Annotated in this window: 18 protein-coding genes; 9 read left to right on the plus strand and 9 right to left on the minus strand. The window is 36.9% G+C overall.

Annotated features, from left to right (window positions below; genetic code table 11):
- Nucleotides 1-499: 499 nt before the first annotated feature.
- Genes D7V20_RS02870 through sdhC form a run of 4 tightly spaced genes read right to left on the minus strand, consistent with a single transcriptional unit; the run spans nt 500 to nt 3,899 of the window.
- Complete coding sequence (locus D7V20_RS02870) at nt 500-1,210, minus strand: succinate dehydrogenase iron-sulfur subunit (protein ID WP_089604413.1); 711 nt, start codon at nt 1,208-1,210, stop codon at nt 500-502.
- Between the two features lie 14 nt (nt 1,211-1,224).
- Nucleotides 1,225-3,123 carry a succinate dehydrogenase flavoprotein subunit gene (gene sdhA, locus D7V20_RS02875; protein ID WP_120382834.1) on the minus strand — a complete coding sequence of 633 codons (1,899 nt, stop codon included), beginning with the start codon at nt 3,121-3,123 and terminating at the stop codon, nt 1,225-1,227.
- Between the two features lie 12 nt (nt 3,124-3,135).
- Nucleotides 3,136-3,501 carry a succinate dehydrogenase, hydrophobic membrane anchor protein gene (gene sdhD / locus D7V20_RS02880; protein WP_120382835.1) on the minus strand — a complete coding sequence of 122 codons (366 nt, stop codon included), beginning with the start codon at nt 3,499-3,501 and terminating at the stop codon, nt 3,136-3,138.
- Entirely contained in the window at nt 3,501-3,899 is a 399-nt protein-coding gene (gene sdhC / locus D7V20_RS02885; protein WP_147395791.1) for a succinate dehydrogenase, cytochrome b556 subunit, read from the minus strand. The genes sdhD and sdhC overlap by 1 nt, the downstream gene beginning before the upstream one ends.
- Nucleotides 3,900-4,980: 1,081 nt before the next feature.
- On the opposite strand from sdhC, the gene gltA reads away from it, so the two are divergent.
- The gene (gltA, locus tag D7V20_RS02890) at nt 4,981-6,255 is read left to right on the plus strand and encodes a citrate synthase (protein WP_120382836.1); all 1,275 of its coding nucleotides are present in this window, start codon (nt 4,981-4,983) and stop codon (nt 6,253-6,255) included.
- Nucleotides 6,256-6,413: 158 nt separating this feature from the next.
- Entirely contained in the window at nt 6,414-8,216 is a 1,803-nt protein-coding gene (locus D7V20_RS02895) for an aminopeptidase P family protein (RefSeq protein WP_120382837.1), read from the plus strand.
- A 169-nt stretch (nt 8,217-8,385) separates the two neighbouring features.
- Here the strand turns inward: D7V20_RS02895 and D7V20_RS02900 are convergent, their stop codons facing one another.
- From D7V20_RS02900 to D7V20_RS02910, 3 genes are read right to left on the minus strand one after another with little or no spacing between them, the layout of a single operon-like run.
- Nucleotides 8,386-10,206: a flavin-containing monooxygenase gene (locus D7V20_RS02900; RefSeq protein ID WP_120382838.1), complete on the minus strand. Its 1,821-nt coding sequence runs from the start codon at nt 10,204-10,206 to the stop codon at nt 8,386-8,388.
- Nucleotides 10,207-10,223: 17 nt separating this feature from the next.
- Nucleotides 10,224-11,069 (minus strand): SDR family NAD(P)-dependent oxidoreductase, encoded by an 846-nt coding sequence (locus tag D7V20_RS02905; protein WP_120382839.1) that lies wholly within the window; start codon nt 11,067-11,069, stop codon nt 10,224-10,226.
- A 47-nt stretch (nt 11,070-11,116) separates the two neighbouring features.
- Nucleotides 11,117-12,076 carry a metal-dependent hydrolase gene (locus tag D7V20_RS02910; RefSeq protein ID WP_120382840.1) on the minus strand — a complete coding sequence of 320 codons (960 nt, stop codon included), beginning with the start codon at nt 12,074-12,076 and terminating at the stop codon, nt 11,117-11,119.
- Nucleotides 12,077-12,975: 899 nt separating this feature from the next.
- On the opposite strand from D7V20_RS02910, the gene D7V20_RS02915 reads away from it, so the two are divergent.
- The 4 genes from D7V20_RS02915 (at nt 12,976) to D7V20_RS02930 (ending at nt 17,399) form a co-directional block, all read left to right on the plus strand.
- Nucleotides 12,976-13,476, plus strand: coding sequence for a hypothetical protein (locus tag D7V20_RS02915; RefSeq protein ID WP_120382841.1), 501 nt, complete (start codon nt 12,976-12,978; stop codon nt 13,474-13,476).
- A 385-nt stretch (nt 13,477-13,861) separates the two neighbouring features.
- Entirely contained in the window at nt 13,862-15,487 is a 1,626-nt protein-coding gene (locus tag D7V20_RS02920; RefSeq protein WP_120382842.1) for an NAD+ synthase, read from the plus strand.
- 5 nt (nt 15,488-15,492) lie between these two features.
- Nucleotides 15,493-16,548: a hypothetical protein gene (locus D7V20_RS02925; RefSeq protein ID WP_120382843.1), complete on the plus strand. Its 1,056-nt coding sequence runs from the start codon at nt 15,493-15,495 to the stop codon at nt 16,546-16,548.
- Nucleotides 16,549-17,057: 509 nt separating this feature from the next.
- A complete protein-coding gene (locus tag D7V20_RS02930; protein WP_120382940.1) occupies nt 17,058-17,399 on the plus strand; it encodes a hypothetical protein in 342 nt (113 codons plus the stop codon).
- Between the two features lie 182 nt (nt 17,400-17,581).
- Here D7V20_RS02930 and D7V20_RS02935 read toward each other — a convergent pair whose 3' ends face one another.
- Nucleotides 17,582-18,175: a 1-acyl-sn-glycerol-3-phosphate acyltransferase gene (locus D7V20_RS02935; RefSeq protein ID WP_120382844.1), complete on the minus strand. Its 594-nt coding sequence runs from the start codon at nt 18,173-18,175 to the stop codon at nt 17,582-17,584.
- Nucleotides 18,176-18,897: 722 nt separating this feature from the next.
- Between D7V20_RS02935 and D7V20_RS02940 the strand changes: the two genes are divergently transcribed.
- Nucleotides 18,898-19,386: a copper resistance protein NlpE gene (locus D7V20_RS02940; RefSeq protein WP_120382845.1), complete on the plus strand. Its 489-nt coding sequence runs from the start codon at nt 18,898-18,900 to the stop codon at nt 19,384-19,386.
- Nucleotides 19,387-19,520: 134 nt separating this feature from the next.
- Here D7V20_RS02940 and D7V20_RS02945 read toward each other — a convergent pair whose 3' ends face one another.
- The gene (locus D7V20_RS02945; RefSeq protein WP_120382846.1) at nt 19,521-21,125 is read right to left on the minus strand and encodes an isocitrate lyase; all 1,605 of its coding nucleotides are present in this window, start codon (nt 21,123-21,125) and stop codon (nt 19,521-19,523) included.
- 637 nt (nt 21,126-21,762) lie between these two features.
- On the opposite strand from D7V20_RS02945, the gene D7V20_RS02950 reads away from it, so the two are divergent.
- Nucleotides 21,763-22,752, plus strand: a complete 990-nt coding sequence (locus tag D7V20_RS02950) for a LysR family transcriptional regulator (RefSeq protein ID WP_120382847.1) — start codon at nt 21,763-21,765, stop codon at nt 22,750-22,752.
- Between the two features lie 146 nt (nt 22,753-22,898).
- On the plus strand, nt 22,899-24,221 hold the full coding sequence (locus D7V20_RS02955) for a hemolysin family protein (RefSeq protein ID WP_120382848.1): 1,323 nt from the start codon (nt 22,899-22,901) through the stop codon (nt 24,219-24,221).
- The last annotated feature ends 24 nt before the right edge of the window (nt 24,222-24,245 follow it).

The following is a 24,245-nucleotide window of genomic DNA, read 5'->3' on the forward strand; positions in this document are numbered from 1 at the left end:
CGGTAAATTGACATTCACCCACTAGGTACTCGTGACCACGGGGCGCTATAAACATTAGTTTTGACTAATGTATACAATGAATCATAACGCCCTCAATGGCATCATTACTCACCTATACTCAACCGCAGTTGAGCAATTTTTTGCAAATCGACTTAGAAAAAACAAAAAAGGGATTTGCTTTTTCTAAAGCGACTTATCAGAAGAAGTTATATATTATTTATAAACTGTTCTGAATCAGACTTATGTAGATAAAATGTACCAAAATCCAGTACGTTTTTCACATATGTTCATTTGTTAAATGCTAACATGAACTGTAGCTTGAATTGATTTTTTTGACACATACCACTCATAAATTGGCGAAATACATACAAGAAATAATCAAATATCATTCATCCATTTATATAAAAAATTCACCTATCCGATCATTTTACCTATTTCACCATAAAATCAATAAAAAAAGAGCGCACATCAAATGATGCACGCTCTTTCATACACAGTATTAACCCGCTTGGTCGAGCAACATGCTACGGATGTGACCGATTGCTTTTGTTGGGTTCAAACCTTTTGGACATACAGATACACAGTTCATAATTCCTTTACAACGGAACAATGAGAATGGATCATCAAGACGTGATAAACGATCTTGAGTCGCTGTATCACGTGAATCAATAATGAAACGGTATGCATTCAACAATGCAGATGGACCCAAGAACTTATCAGGGTTCCACCAGAATGATGGGCATGAAGTTGAACAACATGCACATAAAATACATTCATACAAACCATTCAAATGATCACGCTCTTCAGGAGACTGTAAACGCTCCTTCGGTGGCGCTGGTTGATTATTGATTAGGAATGGCTGAATTTTGTCATACTGATCGTAGAACTGATTCATATCCACAACTAAATCTTTAACCACTGGCAAACCCGGTAATGGACGAATCACGATTTTTTCAGGTAAATCGTTCAAGTTCCATAAACAAGCAAGACCATTTTTACCATTGATGTTCACACCATCCGAACCACAAATACCTTCACGGCAAGAGCGGCGGAATGTTAATGATTCATCTTGTACTTTTAACGCAAGAAGTGCATCAAGCAACATACGGTGCTTATCAGTCAATTCAAGCTTAAAAGTTTGCATGTACGGTGCTTTATCCTTATCAGGATCATAGCGGTAGATTTCGAATGTACGAGTGCCTCTACTCATCTTTATTCTCCCAATTAGAATGTACGTGGCTTAGGTTCAATAGCTTCAACAGTCAATGGGCTGTAACGTACTGGTTTATATTCAAGATGGTTATCACTTGAATACCACAATGTATGTTTCATCCATTCATCATCACGACGACCATAAGAATAAGTCGGGTGATCCGCTGGTAACTCATAGTCAACAACTGTATGCGCACCACGGCACTCTTTACGAGCAGCAGCAGAAATCAAGGTTGCTTTTGCGACTTCGTATAAGTTCTCAACTTCCAAAGCTTCAATACGCGCCGTATTAAATACTTTAGATTTGTCTTTTAAGTAAATGTTGCGAACACGTGGTTCAATTGCAAGAATTTGCTTAACACCTTCATCAAGCAACGCTTGCGTACGGAATACACCCGCATGATCTTGTACGATGTCACGAATTGCATCAGCAACTTCTTGAGCATTTTCACCAGAAGTCGAATCGTCAAGTTGACGAATACGCTTCATTGTATTTTCCAATGCATTAGTAGGTACTGGCGTGTACTCATCACCATGATGCTTAGTTACATAATCAATGATATGTTCACCAGCAGCTTTACCAAATACCACCAAGTCAAGTAGTGAGTTTGTACCTAAACGGTTTGCACCATGTACAGATACGCAAGAACATTCACCAATTGCATAAAAACCTTTAATTGGTTTCGTATAGTTCATTTTGCCGTTGGTTGTATATTCTTTGGTATTTTGATCATAACCTGCATGGAAGCCTTCTTCATTTGCTTCAAACTCAGGAACAACCACTTGACCATGAATATTCGTTGGAATACCACCCATTTGATAATGGATTGTTGGTACAACTGGAATCGCTTCTTTGGTGATATCGACGTTTGCGAATTTTTTACCAATCTCAAATACAGATGGTAAACGCTTCATAATCGTATCAGCACCTAAGTGAGTCATATCTAGAAGGATATAATCACCTTTAGGACCACAACCACGACCTTCTTTGATCTCTTGGTCCATTGAACGTGATACGAAGTCACGCGGAGCCAAATCTTTCAAAGTTGGAGCATAACGCTCCATGAACGGTTCGCCGTCTTTGTTACGAAGGATTGCACCTTCACCACGACAACCTTCAGTTAACAATACGCCTGCGCCCGCAACACCTGTTGGGTGGAACTGCCAGAATTCCATATCTTGTAATGGAATACCTGCACGAGCTGCCATACCAAGACCATCACCAGTATTGATATATGCGTTTGTAGATGCACGGTAAACACGACCCGCACCACCAGTAGCGAACAATGTTGCTTTTGCTTGGAATACTGCAATTTTGCCTGTTTCTTGGTCAATTGCAGTTACACCAATAACTGCACCTTCATCATCACGGATCAAATCAAGTGCGATCCATTCAACGAAGAATTGTGTACCCATTTTCACGTTGCTTTGATAAAGCGTATGAAGAAGCGCATGACCTGTACGGTCAGCTGCAGCACATGCACGTGGAACAGCTTTTTCACCATAGTTTGCAGAGTGACCACCAAATGGACGTTGGTAAATCGTACCATCCGCATTACGGTCAAAAGGCATCCCCATGTGTTCTAATTCATAAACAACTTTAGGCGCTTCACGACACATAAATTCGATTGCATCCTGGTCACCTAACCAGTCAGAACCTTTTACTGTGTCATAGAAGTGATAGTGCCAGTTATCATCTTGCATATTACCAAGAGATGCACCGATACCACCTTGTGCCGCAACAGTATGAGAACGTGTTGGGAATACTTTAGTCAGAACAGCAACCTTCAAACCAGCTTGTGCAAGTTGATAAGAAGCACGCATACCTGAACCACCACCACCTACGATGACTGCATCGAAAGCTTGGCTTGGAATATTTGAATAATCTTCTTTAGGGGTTATAGCGCCCATGACATCTTCCTATCAATTCGCCCAAAAAATCTGGATTGCCCAGATCGCATATGCAATAACAGCAATAATCACTGCTGATGTTAATACAATGCGTAAACCTGAAGCTGAAGGACCCATTTGACGAGTAGTCACATAATCAGTGAATACCTGCCACATACCAATCCAAGCATGCGCAACAAGTGATAAGACTGCCAATAAAGATAAAACCTTCATTGGTAAAGTCATCATAAAGCCATTCCATTGTTCAAAGCTGAATCCACCATTACACAGAATCCAACCCAATACCACAACAGTATAAACAGCTAATACAACAGCACTAACGCGTTGGATATACCAATCACGAGAACCTGAACCCGTTAAACCTGTAGCACTTTTCATTAGAGAACAATCCATACAAATGATGCGATTACAGAAATCGCAGCCAAGATTAATGCGATAGTTGCTGCTACGCGGCCACTTTGAAGCTCTTCAGCAAAACCAAGATCTGCGAGTAAGTGTTTAATACCCATAATAAAATGGAATAATAAACCAGCGACAAATACCCATACGATGAAGCGAACAATGAAGCTATCAAAAATAGCTTGAACTTGAGCAAAACCTTCAGGCGAAGACAAAGACTTATCTAATAGCCACAAAAGTACCGGTACGAGTAAAAATACGATGACACCTGAAAGACGGTGTAGAATTGATGCAATAGCCACAGGGGATTTTAAGTTTACATCTAAAACTTGACCCATGGACAAATTGACAGGTCTGTTGCTTTTCACAGCGGGCATCCTGTAAGTAAAAACTCCATCCGGAGTTTGTTGGAATTAATTCGAAGGAAAGCTAGCATTGTCAGACAAAATGAATTGACTGAACTTTAAACGACATCGAATTATAAAACGTCAACTGTCAAAACACAAACAATCAAAATTAGCTTTTTCTTTAAAAATCACTCAAATAAGAATCATTTACATTAATCTTAAAATGAATCAATAACCAAACCCATATAAGTCACTTGTACCTTTATATGCTATCTCTTTATTTTTTATAGAGTTTGCATAAACCATTTTGATACATCATTACCACTTATATTTTTTTGATAAATTTAGACTAAAGCACAAGCTTACGGACAAAAGCGTCCTAATATTTTTTCATTCCTTTTTGTTTATTATTTATTTCCTTTTTGTTTGGAATCTATACCGATTATGTCGATTAAAAATAACCCTTTATTTCTTTTTTTAATATTCAACATTTTATTCAATGATTTAACGTGACTGATTTTAATAAGAAAGAACAACTTAGTGTGTGAATAATGAATAAATAACATATCGTTTTTCGCGCAATTTGATTAAAATAGAATCAATTTAATTATTAATTCTCGTTTGATCTGATTATTTTTTAAACTACCAAATGCATTATTTAAACTATTTTTTAATCAGTTAAGCATTAAAATGCAAATAAATATTTCAACAATCATATTGATCATTTTCCGAATCTTTTACAGCACAGAATGTATGTAAGCTATGATATTTATATGATTTTAATATTTTCATTTGATTTGTTTTAAATTACAAAAGTGCTGCAATAAGAGTGAAAAATATTGTTTATGACCCATGCATTCTAATTATTTTTCTGCACCTTCTTTGGAATTTCCCTTATTATACTGACCGACACTGAAATGCGATGTTCAATTTAGTTGCCTTTTCGCAACTAACTTACCGTTGAAACGTCATTTTTTCATCCATAAGTATAATTGACAAAATTTTAGTGCTCATTAAGCTTATTAGCTAATCTCGACTCGTCTAATTCGCACATTAAAATATGATTATGCGACATTAGATACAACATTCACCAGGACAGGAGATCTATTGAATGTCTGAAGCAACTGGCAAAAAAGCCGTATTACAGCTTGATGGCAAAGAAATTGAATTACCAATTTACAGCGGCACATTGGGCCCAGATGTAATCGACGTTAAAGATGTATTGGCCTCGGGTCACTTTACTTTTGATCCTGGTTTTATGGCTACTGCTGCTTGCGAGTCTAAAATTACATTTATCGATGGCAACGAAGGTGTTCTTTTACACCGTGGTTATCCTATCGCACAATTGGCGACTCAAGCAGACTACTTAGAAACTTGCTACTTATTATTAAATGGCGAGCTTCCAACTGCTGAACAAAAAACTGAATTTGATGCAAAAGTTCGCAACCACACTATGGTTCATGACCAAGTCAGCCGTTTCTTCAATGGTTTCCGTCGTGACGCTCACCCTATGGCGGTGATGTGTGGTGTTGTTGGTGCACTTTCTGCGTTCTATCACAACGGTTTTGATGTTGAAAACGTTGACCACCGTGAAATTACTGCTGTTCGTTTAGTTGCTAAAATTCCAACACTTGCTGCTTGGACTTATAAATATACAATCGGTCAACCATTTGTATATCCACGCAATGACTTGAACTACGCAGAAAACTTCTTGTACATGATGTTTGCTACTCCAGCAGACCGTGACTATAAAGTTAACCCTATTCTTGCAAAAGCAATGGATCGTATCTTTACGCTTCATGCAGACCATGAACAAAATGCATCTACGTCTACAGTACGTTTAGCAGGTTCTACGGGTGCTAACCCATACGCATGTATCGCTGCGGGTATTGCTGCACTTTGGGGCCCTGCTCATGGCGGCGCGAACGAAGCTGTTCTTAAGATGCTTGATGAAATCGGCTCTGTAGAAAACGTTGCTGACTTCATGGAAAAAGTGAAAACTAAAGAAGTTAAACTTATGGGCTTCGGTCACCGAGTTTATAAAAACTTCGATCCACGTGCGAAAGTGATGAAAGAGACTTGTGACGAAGTGCTTAGCGCACTTGGTATCAACGATCCACAACTTGAGCTTGCGATGGAACTTGAACGTATTGCGTTGTCTGACGAATACTTCATCAAACGTAACTTATACCCTAACGTAGACTTCTACTCAGGTATCATCCTTAAAGCGATTGGTATCCCGACTGAAATGTTTACTGTAATTTTTGCTCTTGCACGTACTGTTGGTTGGATCAGCCACTGGTTAGAAATGCACAGCGCACCTTACAAAATCGGTCGTCCTCGTCAGCTTTATACTGGCGAAGTTCAACGCGATATCAAACGTTAATTCGTTTTTCGCTGATCGAACAGAAAACCACCCTCTTGGGTGGTTTTTTTATGAGAAATTTAAATTAAAACATCACAAATTTAAAAGAACATGCATAGAATAACAACAGCATTAAAAAACCAATTCCAATCGGTACAAATGATAGAAGTTAAATCAAAATGAACAGCAAAGACTCACTCGAAAAACTTAAATTATTACGTGCAGAAATGCAAAAACATCAGATTGATGCTTTTGTTGCCATGAGCGCTGATCCACATATGTCAGAATATTTACCTGATTACTGGAAAGTCCGTTTGTGGCTGACTGGATTTACAGGTTCAGTAGGTACGATTGTAATTACTCAAGACTTTGCTGGTTTATGGGTCGACGGACGCTACTGGGTTCAGGCGGAACAGCAATTGCTCAATACGGGTTTTGTTTTGCAGAAACAAACAGCTGAAGAATCATCAACCCATCTTGCATGGTTGACAAAAAACTTAGAAAAAAATGCTAAGATTTCTGTGAATGGTCAAACAATTTCTGTACAGCAATTCGATGCACTCAAGCAAATTGCCAAACAAAATCATTTCCAAATTGAAACACAGCTCGACTTAATTGATCAAATTTGGGACGATCGCCCTACTCTACCTGTAGAAGCTATTTGGCAAATGCGCAGTGATCTTACTGCACAAACTCGTTTAGAAAAAATTTCACATATTCGTCAAGCTTTACATGAAAAAAATGCATCAGCTCATTTTATTTCTGCACTGGATGATATTGCATGGATCTTCAACTGCAGAGGAAGTGATGTTGAATATAACCCTGTGTTCTTAGCACATTTATTTATAGATCAACATCGTACTGTACTTTTTATTGATGCAGCAAAACTTTCAACTGAGCTAAAAACTCAATTCAATGATGAACACATTGAAATACAAGCCTATGAGCAAACTCAGAACTTTTTAACCCAACTCAAAGATCAACATGTTTTAATTGACCCTGCAAAAGTTTCAATTTTACATGCACAAACAATCATACAACATAATCAATTGATTCAAGATATTAACCCAAGTACTTTATTTAAATCACAAAAACATGACCTAGAAATTGCGCATGTAAGAAATGCTATGCAAAAAGATGGTGTTGCACTGTGTCATTTCTTTCATTGGTTAGAGACTGCATTAAAAACGCAACAGCCGATCAATGAACTCGATATTGATAAAAAAATCACAGCTTTTCGTGCGCAACAGTCTGGTTTTATTGGCTTAAGTTTCTCTACCATCGCAGGATTTAATGCCAATGGTGCACTTCCACATTATCGAGCAACTGAAGAAAATTATAGTGACATTCAAGGTGATGGGTTACTACTGATTGATTCAGGTGGCCAATATGAAGATGGCACCACAGACATTACTCGTGTCGTACCGATTGGTCAGCCAAGCGCGCAACAGAAGCGTGATTACACACTTGTTTTAAAATGCCATATCGCATTGGCGCAAACTGTTTTCCCTGAAGGTATTGCTGCACCGTTATTAGATGCAATTACTCGTCAGGCGCTTTGGAAGCAAGGTTTAGATTATCGACACGGTACTGGTCACGGCGTCGGCTATGCGCTCAATGTACATGAAGGACCACAAGTCATTTCTTATTATTCACCTGCGACCATCTATACAAAACTACATAAAGGTATGATTACTTCGAATGAACCCGGTTTATACCATGAAGGCAAATATGGTATTCGTATTGAAAATCTAGTCGTGAATCAGCCTAAAGTGTTTCAAGATCAAACTTATGGTCATTTCTTAGAATTTGAAACGCTTACACTTTGCCCGATTGACCAAAGCTGTATTGTTTTAGATTTATTATCCAATGATGAAAAGTCTTGGTTAAACCAGTATCATCAAATGGTTCGTGAGCGTTTATCCCCTGATCTAAAAGGTGAGGTTTTAACGTGGCTCATCAATAACACTCAACCAATCTAACACCCTACCGATAAAAAAGGATATAAATTAGCTCTTTATATCCTTTCAATATAATGCAACGAATCATCAAAACTCATGATTCAATAGGTCGTTAAACTTTAAAACGGTCTTTAATTGAGTCTTCTTTAATGGCGTATTTTAAAATCATGAACCGATCTAAAGGATAACTTTAAGACGCTATATCGTAATGTTTCAAATCTAGTGTTTTTAGCTGACTCTTCAATTGTTTCAACGACCAAGGCCATGCCGCAAAATTGCGACCATTCTCATCCAAATAATAAGACTTACAGCCGCCTACATTAAATACAGTGCTTTGTAGCTGTTTTTGGACTTTAATATTGTGTTTACGAATCACGTCTTTTTTAATTTCAAAACGAGTGAATTTCAAATCACGCATTTTCAATAAACCATCTACAATATAGTCAATTTGTGCTTCTGCAATTCCAATAAATGAATCATAAACAAGAATATTTGGCCCTAAAACAAGGAATGCATTTGGAACCTTTTCAATACTTGCACCTAAATATGCTTCAGGAGAGCTACCTTTCCAACGTTCAGCAAGTGTTTGACCTGTTGTATCATAAACTCGCTTACCGATAGGCGGATGAGAAACTTCAAAGCCTGTTCCCCAAATGATGACATCAACTTCATGTCGTTCACCATTTGCAGCAATCAGCGTATTTCCATCTATTTCAATTAGTCCGTGTGGAATCAAATGAACATTGTCTTGCTGTAGTGCTGGATAATAATTATTGGCGAATAATAAGCGCTTACAACCAATGGCAAAGTTTGGAGTGACATTCTTACGCAATTGATCATCATCAATTTGCAATTTCAGCAACTGTTTACTGAGAAAACTGATCGGTTCAAGTACTTTGGGATGACGCAATCCAAAATTAATACCATTTAAAATTTGAGCAATACTATTACGCCAAGTCTGTTGAATGATTGGAAATTGAGCAGCAATCTGCTTGGCTCTATCATTCAACTGCATATCCGCCTTCGGTAATACCCATGGTGCAGTCCGTTGAAATACAAATAATTGTTTAACTTTGGGTTGAACTTGTGGAATAAATTGGATCGCCGATGCACCTGTACCAATCACGGCAACACGCTTATTGGTCAAGTCATAATCATGATTCCAACGTGCTGAATGGAACATTTCACCTTTGAAGCCTTCAATCCCTTTCAATTTTGGCATAGACGGCTCCGTGATCGGCCCCGTGGTAAACAGTACCGTTCTCGCTTGATATTGCCCTTTAGAGGTTTCTAAATTCCAAATATGTTTGGCTTCATCCCATCGCGCACTGATTAACTCATTGTTAAATTCAATTTTTTCGCCCAAATCATATTTCTCAACCACTTCTTCTAAATAACTCAGAATCTCAGGCTGTTTTGCAAATAAATGGCTCCATTTATGACTTGGCGAAAATGAGAATGAATACAGTGCTGAAGGTACATCGCAGCCGCAACCCGGATAATTATTATCACGCCACGTCCCGCCTACACGGCTGGCTTTTTCCAGTACGATATAATCCTGATAGCCTGCTTGCTTCATTTTATAAGCCGCTGCAATTCCTGAAATACCCGCACCAATCACAATGCTGTCATAGGTATGCACTGGGATATCCGCTTGTGTTCCAGGTACTTGTTTATTGGCAGTTTTAGCAGCAGTTTGAGTCGTGTTTTTAGCCTTTACAGTCGTTTGGCGCTTGGTTTTCTGTGCAGATTCAGTTTGAGGTTCAATTTTAATTTCTGCTTTTACTACACGTGATTGAACGCTTTTAGTTTCATCATTTTGTGCTTCGGCTTTTTTTACTTCAATCCTTTTTGCTTCAAGCTTATTTTCCTCGAGGCTTTTCGGTTCTAAACTTTCAAGCTGAGTAACTTGTTTAATGTCTTCAACTGTTGTTTGAGTTGTTGATTGCTTCGACTTTTTTTCAGCCGTACTGTCGTCCAACAAAGTATCTAAAGTTGCTTGTGTATTCATATCGTTGTACTCAACTGTTATTTTACGTACTTATTAAATAACGGATAACCGATCCCCAACACTTTTGCATACAGCGTTGGCGAAGCACGTTTCATCATCCAAAATAATTTTGCGTCAGGTTGTGGAATGGTATACAACTGATTTGCATCCAAAGCATTCAGCGTTTTAATTGCCACTTTATCACTGGTGATAAATGCATGATTCATCAATAAATCATCAGCAAGTCCTGCATAATGCTGAGGTAAACGCCCATTTTTCATAATATTTGTAGGCACTAAAGTAGGACACAAGACATTGACACGAATCTGATCTTGGCGTAATTCAGCAGATAGCGTTTCCGAAAGAGCCAATACACTCGACTTCGTCACGTTATAAGCGGTCATTTCAGGTGCGGCAGTATAGCCTGCTGCTGATGCAACATTAATGATTGCGCCATAACCTTGCTGCTTAAATTTAGGTACAAAATAATGGCAACCATGGATCACGCCCCACAAATTAACATGCATACACCATTGCCAATCTTCTAATGAAACCTCATCAAACTTACCGCCTAAGCCCACACCGGCATTATTAATCAACAAAGTCACAGGATGATCCATCAACTTTTCAGCATTTTCAGCTAAAGCTTGTACTTGCTCTTTTGCTCCAACATCACATTGCACCGCAAACGCTTTGCGCTGAGTTTGTGAAGTAATTAGATTGACGGTTTCTTGTGCGGCATCCAAGTTAATGTCTGCGCAAACCACTGTCCCACCACGTTTTGCCAATTCCATAGCAAAACTGCGCCCTATACCACTTCCCGCACCCGTGACAACTGCATAAGCATTTTGGCTAGGTTTAGGTTTTTTAGAAAAAATTCCCATGATTTAAATCCATTTATGATTCATTTTGTAGGCTGAACCGAATAATTTTATGTACGTAACGCAGGTGTAAATTCCTTGGTTAAATATGGGGTAAGCAAGCCCGTTTCTGGGTGAAGCAATCTTTCTTTGTAATATTCTAAAAATGCTGTAGTGTCGTGGTCATTCGGATGAAAATCTGGACGTAAATAATCAAAAATATGTTTTAAACTACTGCCATACACCCCATCTTTTAAGCCAAAAATAAGCTGCAAGCTATACGGCATCTCTCTCCAATAACTGAGGCTAATCAAGTTTTTAGGATTTCGATAAAAAGGGACTAAAAATGAAGCCACAGAAATCAGCACGAGAATGGTGATGAGTGCAGGGAAAAATCCAGCGATACGCAAAGCATAACTATTTGACAATGATTGAAAAACATCAAAGGCAATATCTTTATGCTCTGATTCTTCGAGCATATGCCACATCCAAATTGCACGTTGCTTTTCATCTTGTGAACGGAAGAAAATCTCCTCGTGATTCATCATGTATTCGGCCAAAACAGCTGTGAAATGTTCAATACCCGCCATCAACGACAATTTCATCGGTTGTGGTAAACGGTTAAATCCATAATCAAAAGCCCAACCTGCCCACACTCGAAATAATTTGACAGGCAAATCTTTTTCAATAAAAGCATCATTCAACTCTTCATGCATTTTTGAATGAATCGCTTCCTGACCAATCAATGAAGTGACTCGTTGCTTTAGTAATGGATCTGTAATGAAATCACGATGGTAACGTGCTGTATCAATCACAAGATCTTCACCACGGGTCAAAAAAATAGACAATGACGCAAAATAAGCACTAGCCAATTCTGCATCCATATAAAATTTGTGATCTATCTTTGTAGCATCAAAATCAAATTTCATATGACGAATAGGAATGATTGGAGATTGTTTTTCCAAACTGAACGGGGCAGCTGCAAAGAATTTGGCAGCTGCTTTTTTAAGAGGTTTAGTTACAAGTTGCATGATAAATACTCTTTATTCGTTTATGGGAAATCCGTTTCCTAAATAAAACGCAACGTCAAATTCAGGATCTAGATCGCCTTTTGAGTAAAAAAACGACTGTGATATAAAGAAATTAAGGCATGCAGTGCCAATAATAATTAGCATTTAAGGTCAATCGGTTTGCAATTTATGACTATTTCACTGAACTGTCAGACAATTATTCGTACAGATTGCCCCTACTGATAAGGAATGACCCAAGAGGATAATTTTCAAATTTATCCTATGAAAAATCACATATGAAGAAATGACTCGTAGACGCCATTTATTCAATTTATTTCACTTAAAAAGTGATTTGAATACTCGTTATGTTGATCTTTAATTATGCTTCAACTCATAAGACCCTTTGATCGGCAAAAAATGCTGAAAAGCGCAATCGCTTTTAAATACGTGAACAGAAACATGATTATCTGTGAATCTGAAACATGGCAATAAGATGATTTAAAATAAGTACACTGCCCTCATTCGTGATTCACATTGCATTAGATCAATATGAATTTTGGCACAAGCACAGCGGTTTATTGATTACAGTTTAAGTTGTACTCAAAAGAACCTTATTGTAAGTGTGCGTCACATACCAGACGAAGAACAAGAACAGCCTGAATTCGTTTTAGAAATGACTCGAGACTTTGTTAAAACGAAAACATAAATTAAAGACAACTTCTATGTAACACTTTTACCATTGGACTGTTTCGATTAGACTGCCACTATAAAAGTGTTGCATTGAACATGACCATTTTTGACAATTTCTCGATTCAACATATCCATATAATTTGATGACAACTATGAATAATAAAGTACCATTTTCGAACAGCATCTTGATTTATAAACAAGTATTCTTTTGTTTTTAAGCGGTGAATTACATGTTGAACTTTTTAGCAAGCTTCGCCCGCCTCCTTAAATTAGATCAATTTAAAGTACGTGGACTGACCGATGGTGAAATTCAAATCAGTCAAACCGTGTTTGGTGATTTGATTGATTATGCAAAAGTAAAAGTTCTCAACCACCCTTATTTGCCTTGGCAACCTGTTGGGATTTTAATGGCGCCGAACGGTTATATTCATTTAAAAGATGCAGATTATTGTGAAGATTTTTCCTGCCAAAGTCTTAGTGATCAAGCAACTTTTATTCATGAAATGGCACATATCTATCAACATCAACGCCATGAAAATGTACTGCTCAAAGGCGCACTTTTACAAAGTGCTTTGTACTTGACTGGTGGAAAATACAATCCTTATCGCTATACCTTGGTCAAAGGTAAACCGTATTTTGATTACAACATTGAGCAACAAGGTGATATTGCACGAGATATTTATCTAAAACGTATAGAAAATATTATCTTGAATCACTCAAATCCAAGATAAAAGTTTTGTGTCTATTGGACGCATTAAGATAAACGTGAAGTGAATCACAAATTAAAAACCAGTTGTTTATATTCCGTTACAGAGCATCAAAATAATTGAAAAATAACTGGTTTATGTTGAAAAAATGCACTACATTCGTGCTGTCAATATCGGTGTTTTGAATAAACTGAAGGAATAACTAGCTTCTCACTTTTTTTTAGTTAAAATACCCAATATCTGAAATTTTTGCACTGCAAGAAAATAAAGATTTTTAATCATTGATGATGATTTTATAGTTTCGCCGTTTGGCAATTTTTTGTGTCTATATATGCACATGTTGAATAACTATATTTTAAAAATCAACTAAATGCATGTAATTACCCTATTGGAATAGGATTTGGTTTAAATGAAAAGTTTTAAAATTGCACTTGCGCAATTCTCTCCATTTGTTGGTGATATTGAATCTAATGTTCAAAAGATGATTGAACAGGCCAATCAAGCCAAAAAGCAAAATGTTGAAATTATTGTTTTTCCTGAACTTTCTACTATAGGTTATCCTGCAGAAGATTTACTTTTACGTCCAAGTTTAGCAAAACGCACTGTACACGCTTTTGAACAACTTGCTGCTGTTAAAGACATCGTTATGGTCTTTGGTTTTGTCAACCTTGCTGAAGATGGTCATCGCTACAATTCAGCAGCAGTCATGAAAGACGGACAAGTACTTGGGGTTTATAACAAACAGAACCTACCAAACTACAGTGTTTTTGATGAAAAACGTTATTTTAATGAAGGTCATCAACATCTTGTATTTGAATACTTAGGGCATAAATTTGGTGTATTGATTTGTGAAGACGTTTGGTCACTTACCACCGTACAACAACTTGCTCAACTGAATGTTGAAAGTATCTTGGTGCTCAATGCTTCACCTTATGAAGTGGGTAAACCGCAACACCGTATTACCACGTTAAAAGAATTAGCAAAACAATTGAATGTGCATGTGGTCTATGCAAACCAAGTCGGTGGACAAGATGACTTGATTTTTGATGGCACCAGCTTTGTCATCAATCATTCAGGTGATGTTGCATTCCAAGCGCCAAGCTTTAAAGAAGATCTGTATATTGTCGATTATCAAGCGGAAGAAAAGGCATATAAAGTCTTAGAATCGGCACCTGCTTTAGACACCATAGCTGAAATTTATCAATCTTTAGTTTTAGCAACACGTGACTATGTACAACGTTCAGGCTTCCCAGGGGTAATCTTGGGTTTATCTGGTGGTATTGACTCAGCACTGACACTTGCGATTGCAGTAGATGCAATTGGCGCGGATAAAGTACAAGCGGTGATGATGCCTTATACCTACACTTCACAAATTAGTGTAGAAGATGCAACGGAACAAGCTCAGCGTATGGGTGTAACCTTTGGTATTGCTGAAATTCATCCAATCGTGAACAGTTTCATGCAAACACTCTATCCATTCTTTGGTAATGCGCCTGCGGATACAACTGAAGAAAACCTTCAAGCACGTGCTCGCGGTACATTGCTGATGGGCTTGTCCAATAAGTTTGGGAATTTAGTCCTTGCAACAGGCAATAAATCTGAACTTTCAGTGGGTTATTGCACACTTTATGGTGACATGGTAGGTGGTTTTGCGGTATTAAAAGATGTTTATAAAACCATTGTTTTTGAATTGGCAAAATACCGTAATAGCATTGCTGAAACACCTGTGATTCCTGAACGTGTAATCACTCGTCCACCTTCAGCTGAGCTTCGTCCAGATCAAAAAGACCAAGATTCTTTACCTGCTTATGATGTACTTGATGCGATTCTTTATGCTTATATTGAAGAAGACCAAAGTCAAGAAGACATCATTGCCAAAGGTTTTGAACGTGAAGTGGTTGAAAAAGTCATTCGTCTCGTTGATCGCAATGAATATAAACGCCGCCAAGGTTCAATTGGTCCACGCATCAGCTCACGCGCATTTAGCCGTGAACGTCGTTATCCAATTGTAAATGGCTGGAAAGCAGGTATATAAATTTAGTGGACTTAAATCACTCGTCATCCCATTCGAGCATTGCTCAAGAACTTGCTCAAGCCTTGTTGCTTGAGCAAGTTGGCTTTATTAAAAAACAATTATTGGATGAAAATAATTCCAAATACTTAGAGAACTTTATTGCGCAGGTTTATCAACATTCGGATCAAATCCTACTCAAGGACATGATTCAACTTGAACAATTACAAAACGTTGTTCAAAAATATGCTTTTGAATTAAATTTAGGCGCAGAGATTCTTGAATTTATTGGTTTTTCTGCCCAAAAAGTCCATCATTATGCAGTCAATAGTGACACGAGTTTTAAAGATTTACTTAGCGATGATTCTTTTGACTTATGGTTGTCTAAAATCTTAGAACTACAACAATTTAGAGATTATATTCAGGAAAATTTACAACATAATCCGCAAATACAACAAGTCAGTCTACAACTTGCCAATCAGATTGTAGAAAGTAATACCCCTTGGTTAAATCAACTACGCCAATACAATATTAAACAAAATCGTTTCGGCGCAAAAGTTTTAAGTTTTATTCAAGATCAACAACAAAATATTGAGCTCAAGTTAGAGCAGCAACTGGGTTCCGCAATCCGCAAACAACTCAGCAAAATCATTTTATTACCCAATGAAGATCTTGCTAATATAGCTACACATTTATGGACAGATATTAAGCAACGCTCGCTTAAAGAAACTTTCTCACAATTTCAGCCCATTGATTTTGAGGAGTTTTTCATTCTGGTTTATGAATCATGGAAGCAACTCCGTCAAACAGATTATATGCAACAAGTTATTTTAAATGTCGTTGAAGCATATTATCAATATTTCGGTGAATATAACCTACAAGAGTTACTCCTTTCTGTGGGTATCAATGAAAATGATTTATTCATTGAAGCTCAACGCTTTGCACCACATAGCTTAGCGGCTTTAGAGCAACATGGTTTATTGGATGACTTAATCAAACCATTAATTGCTCCATTTTATTTAGATGAACATACACAGCGCTTTATTGAAAATTTTTTAAAAAACCGGCAAACACCATCACCTTAAAGCTGTTCAATAAAAACTAAATAATCGAATAAGCCATTATTGTAAATAACCTTTACTTTATTTTTGATTAAATAACTTTTCTAATTACTTTATATCGTTCTTTCATTCTTATTTAATCATAATGTTGAATTCACTTGCTGAATTACACCCTTTCACTCAAGAGCAAAACTAAAAATAGTGCTGATGTGGCTTATCATACATACTCGTGATTAACTTACTGTAAATATTCATACAATGTAAGGCGCACAACCTTATTACACCATCTCTGAAATACAATTTTAAAGCGTCTTACTGAGCCTATATTTGCATCAAGATAGTTTTATTAATAACAATAGTTTTCATATGAACATGAGCGATTGCATCAGCATGGCAACATGAAGCTAAATATTTTATTTGTTTAAATATTAAACAAATTATGGCTTGATTTTAAAGATGATTATCAAATAAACCTATTTATAGCGATCAAATAAGTATAAAATTTCGCGACCGATTTATTATAATTTTTCGTGATGAAAATCTCAATTTTACTCAGTATTATCTTTATTTTAACTGGATGTGTTATTGGCACATCCAGCGAGATTAAAACTGCTGAAAAACTATTAAAGCAATTTAAATGTAGCAATATTGAAACAACTCAACTTAGCCATAGCAGCATGACCAGCTACCATGAACATTCATTGGCTGTGAGTAAAGAAAAAGCGACGTCTTATATTGAAAGCTATAAATCTGGTAATGAATTATTTAAAATTCCTTTAGATGAAGTTGTTCAACAACAATACGATGTGTATAAGTCAGCGTGTGAATCCTTGGGCGGTGTGCAATCTCAGTCAGAGACCAATCCTCTAAACTAAATCCCCTTATTTGAATTACTTAGGCTATTTTGATGCCGATCATAGCACTCAAGCTTATATATTCTATGTGTTAAGTAAAAAAGGATCAGCACTCTATATGTACTGATCCTTGTTCAAATATTGATGTTTAATCATTATATTTTTCAAATTAGACTTTAAAAGACTTCTTTCTAAAGATTCATTCAGTCTTCATTGGTTTTATGAAAACGTGTATCTACACTAAATAATTCTGGGTATTTGGGATTAATCTGAGCATAAAATGCCATAATCTCTGCCATATCCTTTTCATAATCCCCCGTCGGATAAACAATTTTACCAATACCTGTTTTCTTTTTGGCATAGTCCATATAAGCCAATGCAATTGGAACACCTGCGCTCATCGCCACATGATAGAAACCCGTTTTCCAATTTTCTTGTTTAGAACGTGTACCTTCTGGTGTCACTAACATCACCAATTTAGGATGCGTCTTAAATAAATCACTCATCAACTGGACCATACTTGGTCGTGCTTCACCGTCTTGTTTCGGACGACGATCAATACCTATACCGCCCATTGCACGTACAAAAGGACCTAAAGGTAATTTCATATAACTGTCTTTGATCGTGATTCGAACATTAACACCCAAAGCTTTTAACGCCAAACGTGCATAAAGTGCATCCCAGTTACTTGTATGTGGTGCAGCAATCATGACACATTGGTCTATGGTTAAATCCCAATGATTGTCAATTTCCCACCCCATTAAACCTAAACTTTGTTCAGCTAACTTTTCAAACACAATACACACCAACACAGAAAATTTGCTGCGAATTGTACCAATGCACGTTGAATAAAAAAGCTTTTTTTGATGAATAATTAGTCAATTAATATATAAATGTATAAGGTATTATCAAACATACTAAGTGTTTATGAATCAATAAAATAGGTGAATTTTCACATGTTAATTATTTCTTCTTAAAAAATATTGAATCCAACGTTTTTCTCTACAATAATTATCAAAATGTATTTTTATGATTGAAACATAGCATTGGAATTATCAATCACTTAATACACGCCCCAACTTTCTGTATACATTTCAACTGGTATAAATGCATCATCCATTTCCACGCTGTGTCTAAAACAAGTCGCCCTGCTCATTCAAATTTTAACGGTTTTGTATGCTTATCAACCTTAAGTATGTTCTCACGGTCAATTCAATTGCATATCAAATCTAATTTCGATGGTTTTGTTTAAATCAACTTACTTTAAATCATAATCATATGGTTGATATATAAGAACAACATATTTAACGAAATGTATCATAAAAAGTCAGATCAAAATAAAGGGTACAATCCATACAAGTTCGCAATCTTAATCTGTGGAAAAAATCCACAAATACTACATATTATATCAATTCATTACATGATTCTTATGTTGCTAAAATCACGATATTTATATGCTTAAGTAAATACAACTCCCTGTTTTGCGTGATTTTTACGCTTAATCATATTGGTGCAAACAATGAAAAAAACCATCATAGCATTGTCTATTGTCACGCTGCTTCTTACAGCTTGTGCAAAACCAACACGAAATGCATCTGAAGATATTCAAACGACAGCTCAAACTCAAGCTGCCGCTAACTATGAAGCTGCAACGCCGACTATAGATTCTGAGCATAATGCTCAAACAAGTTTAGATTGGGCTGGGGAATATATCGGTTTATTACCATGTGCAGACTGTTCTGGTATCCAAACCAAGTTAGTATTGAATCAAGATAATACCTATGAATTAACAGAACAATATCAAGATAAAGGTGATGGTAAAGCATTTAAATCTCAAGGTATTTTCAACTTTGATACATCAGGCTCAATCATCACCTTGGATCAAAATGCAGAAAATCGTAAATTTTTTGTAGGTGAAAACTTTATTGAAGCTCGTGAATTTGAAACAGGTGCAAAAATCGATGGTCCGCTTGCTGACCATTACCAACTACACAAAGAATTAAAATAAGCTTAGACGATGGATTCAAATCTTAGAATATTTCAAAATCAAATTTTAGCGATTAGAAATTTGATTTAAAACGATAAATATCCACCCAATAAAAAACCCTGCTTAGGCAGGGTTTTTTTGAATCAATTCAGATCTTAGTGAGCTGAGAATTGGTTCATTGTGTTTTTAGCATCATCGTGCGCTTTAAGAGCGTTATCACCAGAGAAGATTTCTTTGTGATCATCACCGATATCAGAACCAGCCATTGCTTGGTGTTTAACACATGCGATACCACCGCGGATTTCTTTACGTTGTACGCCAGCAACATAAGCCAACATACCTTCAGAACCGAAGTAACCTTGTGCAAGCTCATGTGTAGAAAGCGCAGCAGTGTGGTAAGTCGGAAGTGTAATCAAGTGATGGAACACACCCGCTTCACGAGAAGCATCTGCTTGGAATGTACGTACTTTTTCATCAGCATCAGCAGCTAATTCAGTGTTGTCGTACTCAGCGCTCATTAATTTAGCACGGTCGTAAGCAGAAACGTCTTTACCTTCAGCAACCCAACGGTCGTAAGCTTGTTGACGGAAGTTTAAAGTCCAGTTGAATGATGGGCTGTTGTTATAAACAAGCTTAGCATTTGGAACTGTTTCACGTACACGGTTAACCATATGAGCGATTTCTTCAACGTTTGGCGTTGCAGTTTCGATCCAAAGAAGGTCTGCACCATTTTGTAAGCTAGATACGCAGTCAAGTACAACACGGTCAATTTGAGTGTCAGCACGGAACTGATATAAGCCAGAAGCCAAACGCTTAGGACGGTGTAATTTACCATTACGTTTGATCAAGATTTCATCTTCTTGAGCATCAGCAATGTCAATTTCAGTTGTATCTAAGTAGCTGATATATTGAGAAGCGATGTCGCCTGGCTCTTTAACCACTGGGATTTTTTGAGTCAAGTCTGCGCCTTCAGAGTCAGTACGCGCAACGATGATACCGTCATCAAGACCCATTTCTAAGAATGCATAACGTAATGCATGGATTTTAGCGATGAAGTCTTCATGTGGAACTGTTACTTTACCAGCTTGGTGACCACATTGTTTCGCATCAGATACTTGGTTTTCAATTTGAAGCGCACAAGCACCAGCTTCGATCATTTTACGAGCAAGTAAGTAAGTCGCTTCTTCGTTACCGAAACCAGCGTCGATGTCAGCAATAATTGGCACAACGTGAGTTTGGAAATTGTCGATTTGAGCAGTGATTTCAGCAGCTTTAGCAGTATCACCCGCTTCGTTTGCTTTTTTAAGCGCACGGAATAAATCGTTTAATTCTTTCGCATCAGCTTGACGTAAGAAAGTGTAGATTTCTTCGATCAATGCAGGTACTGAAGTTTTTTCGTGCATAGATTGGTCAGGAAGAGGACCGAATTCTGAACGAAGTGCAGCAACCATCCAACCTGAAAGGTAGATATAGCGACGTTCAGTAGTACCGAAATATTTTTTGTTCGCAATCATTTTTTGTTGTGCGATAAAACCGTGCCAGCAACCTAATGATTGAGTATATTTGCTAGAATCAGCATCATAAGCAGCCATATCACGACGCATAATCGCAGCTGTATATTTAGCAATATCTAAACCAGTTTTGAATTGGTTTTGCATTTGCATACGTGCAGCGTCTTCTGGGCTAATATCGCGCCATGTGCTGCCGAATTTTGCTTTTAATTCGCGGATTGCATCAATCGCTGTTTGATATGTACTCATGATATTTTCCTGTAATAATATTAGGATTTCATCAATCGAAGGGCCAAATCCACTCGGTATTTGATTGTTCAGACTTAGAACACTTCGTTGTTATGAACTAAGCTTAGTTTGACTACATCAATTAATCCAATATTCTCAGTTAATTTTCAGTATTTATTTAAAAAATACATAGATCAAAACCGTATTATAATTATATTTTAAAATTATAAACAATTGTTTAATATAACTTTTATATATTTTAACATTTTCATAATATGTCTAAAAATAGAACATTTCATTGTTTTTATATTGATTAGACTTAAGTCTGAACATGTAACAAAATCACTTGAATTACGACTTTTAAGCGATAATATGATGATGTTTCAAGTAACCACCTATTTTCAAACCATTCGAAATTACAAAGCTTCCGCGCAATTTTATAGATTCCTCATCCAACTACAATCAAGCAAGTTTCCTGAGAATGAATGTGCATCTTATTATGTTTATTTAGGCTGTAATGTGCTCTATTTGAATTTTTCGAATATATACTCAATGATGTAAATAAGATGATGTTTTTTTCATCTGCTTTTCACACAAGATCATTTCCTTATGGCATAATCTAAAACGATTTCAGAATTTTATTTTCGGTATTTATTTTATGAATCTGGAGCGGGTCGACCTTAACCTTCTAATCTATCTTGATGTTCTTCTACGTGAAAAAAATGTAACTCGTGCAGCTGAACAGTTAGGTGTTACCCAGCCTGCGATGAGTAATATTTTACGTCGTTTACGTAATTTATTTAATGATCCACTTTTAATTCGCTCATCTGAAGGTATGACTCCTACAGAACGTGCATTAGAGTTACAACCTCGTATTCGTGATGCGCTTTCTGATTTATCGATGATTTTAGAGCCTCGTACAGAGTTTCGACCTTATACATCAAATCGTGTATTCCGTATCATGACTTCTGATTATGCAGAAGCGACCTTAGTACCACGTTTAGTCAAAGCATTACGTTCTGAAGCACCGAATGTCGTTCTCGACTTTTTAACCCCAAGTGACGTGTCATACCGTGACATGGAACAAGGTAAAGTTGACTTGGCGATTAACCGATTCAATGAAATTCCACAAAGTTTTCACCAAGTTTTAGTTTGGCGTGATAGTTTTTCATGTTTATTGAATAGCAAACACCCTGCTGCAAGCAATTTGAACCTAAAAAGCTATTTAGATGCACAACATATTTGGGTATCTAAAACTGGGATGGGCGTCGGCTTTGGTGTCAACCCGGAAAAGCAAGCAGGTTTAGGTTGGATTGATCAAGCTTTAGAGCGTATCGGGCAAAAACGTAAAATTTCAGTCTTTACTCGTCACTATCAAATGCCTGCTTTATTGGCATCCAATGTAGACTTGATTGCGACTTTACCGACCCGTATTGCACGTTTACAAGCCAAAAGCCAAAATTTATTGATTAAAGACCCACCTTTTTATATTCCTGAATTTGAATTAAAAATGGCATGGTGTCCTTTACTTCATCATCACCCTGCACATCGTTGGTTAAGACAATTGATCCTTTATGTTGCACGTCAAATGATTGAAGAAGAAAATCGTGAATTTATGCAAAATAATTCTCATTTTTCTCAATATTAATAAAATTTTCTTAAATTCTGATTATTTCAAGATTATACTCATTTCAAATCGGTAGTAAGTCAGTGACTTACTACCACTTCCTTTTATGTGTTAACTTATTATGTATTCATAACTTCTCATAATAATGATGATCCGCAGGTGGATACGTGAGCCTCTTCCAGAATATCGTAATCATCGTCATTCTCATTGCAGGAGCAGGTTTTTTATCTTTAACTGAAATCGCACTTGCTGGTGCGCGTAAAGTTAAACTCAAAATTCTTGCAGAATCAGGCGATGAACGTGCTCAAAAAGTTTTAGATTTACAGCAAAATTCAGCTGACTTTTTTGCTGCCTCTCAAATTGGATTAAATGCTGTCGCTATTCTTGGTGGTATTTTAGGTGAAGGCGCATTTCGCCCCTATTTCTTTGAATTTGTTTCTCGTTTCTATGTCGGTGATTGGGCTGAAACCATTAGCTTTGTGCTTTCATTTACCTTAGTCACATCGTTGTTTATTCTTTTTGCAGATTTAATGCCTAAACGTTTGGCAATGATTGCACCTGAAAAAATCGCTGTATCAGTCATTGAGCCAATTCAGATTTTTATTGTGGTATGTAAGCCTTTAGCTTGGTTTATCAATGCGATTGCGAATTTGTTATTCCGCTTATTTAAAGTCAATACTACACGTGAAGATAACATCACATTTGATGATATTTCTGCGGTGATGGATGCAGGTGCGCAAGCTGGTGTTTTACAAAAGCAAGAACATCATTTTATTGAAAATGTATTTGAACTTGAAGAGCGTAACGTTCCTTCCAGCATGACTACCCGTGAAAACGTGGTGTATTTTACTTTGAAGGAATCAGAAGCCAGTATTCGTCAAAAATTGGCCGAATACCCGTATTCAAAATTTTTGGTATGTAGTGAAAATATTGACAATGTCATCGGTTATATTGATGCGAAAGATATTCTAGTACGTATTCTCAATAATCAATCCTTACTTCAGTTAAATGAAAATACCATTCGTACTGTTCTGACTATTCCAGATACATTAACCCTTTCTGAATTGCTAGACCGCTTTCGTTCAACCAAAGAAAAATTTGCAGTGGTGATCAATGAGTACGCACTGGTTGTAGGCGTAATTACTCTTTCAGATATCATGATCACTGTTATGGGAGATTGGGTCATACCAATTGAAGAAGAGCAGCAAATTATTAAGCGGGATAATAACTCATGGTTAATTGAAGGTAGCACTCCAATTGAAGACATGAAACATGCCTTAGCTATCGACGAAATGCCTGATGAAGAAAGTTATGAAACTCTGGCTGGTTTTATGATGTATCAGTTACGTAAGATTCCTAAGCCCGCAGATACTGTGATTTTCGGCGGTTATAAGTTTGAAGTGGTTGATGTCGATCATTTTAAAATAGACCAACTTTTGGTTACTCGTCTGCTTGAAAGACCTGAACTAGAATCAACTGATGAGCCTTAACCTTTCACTTAAATTTTACTTTTA

The organism is Acinetobacter rongchengensis, from assembly GCF_003611475.1.
GTDB classification, from domain to species: domain Bacteria; phylum Pseudomonadota; class Gammaproteobacteria; order Pseudomonadales; family Moraxellaceae; genus Acinetobacter; species Acinetobacter rongchengensis.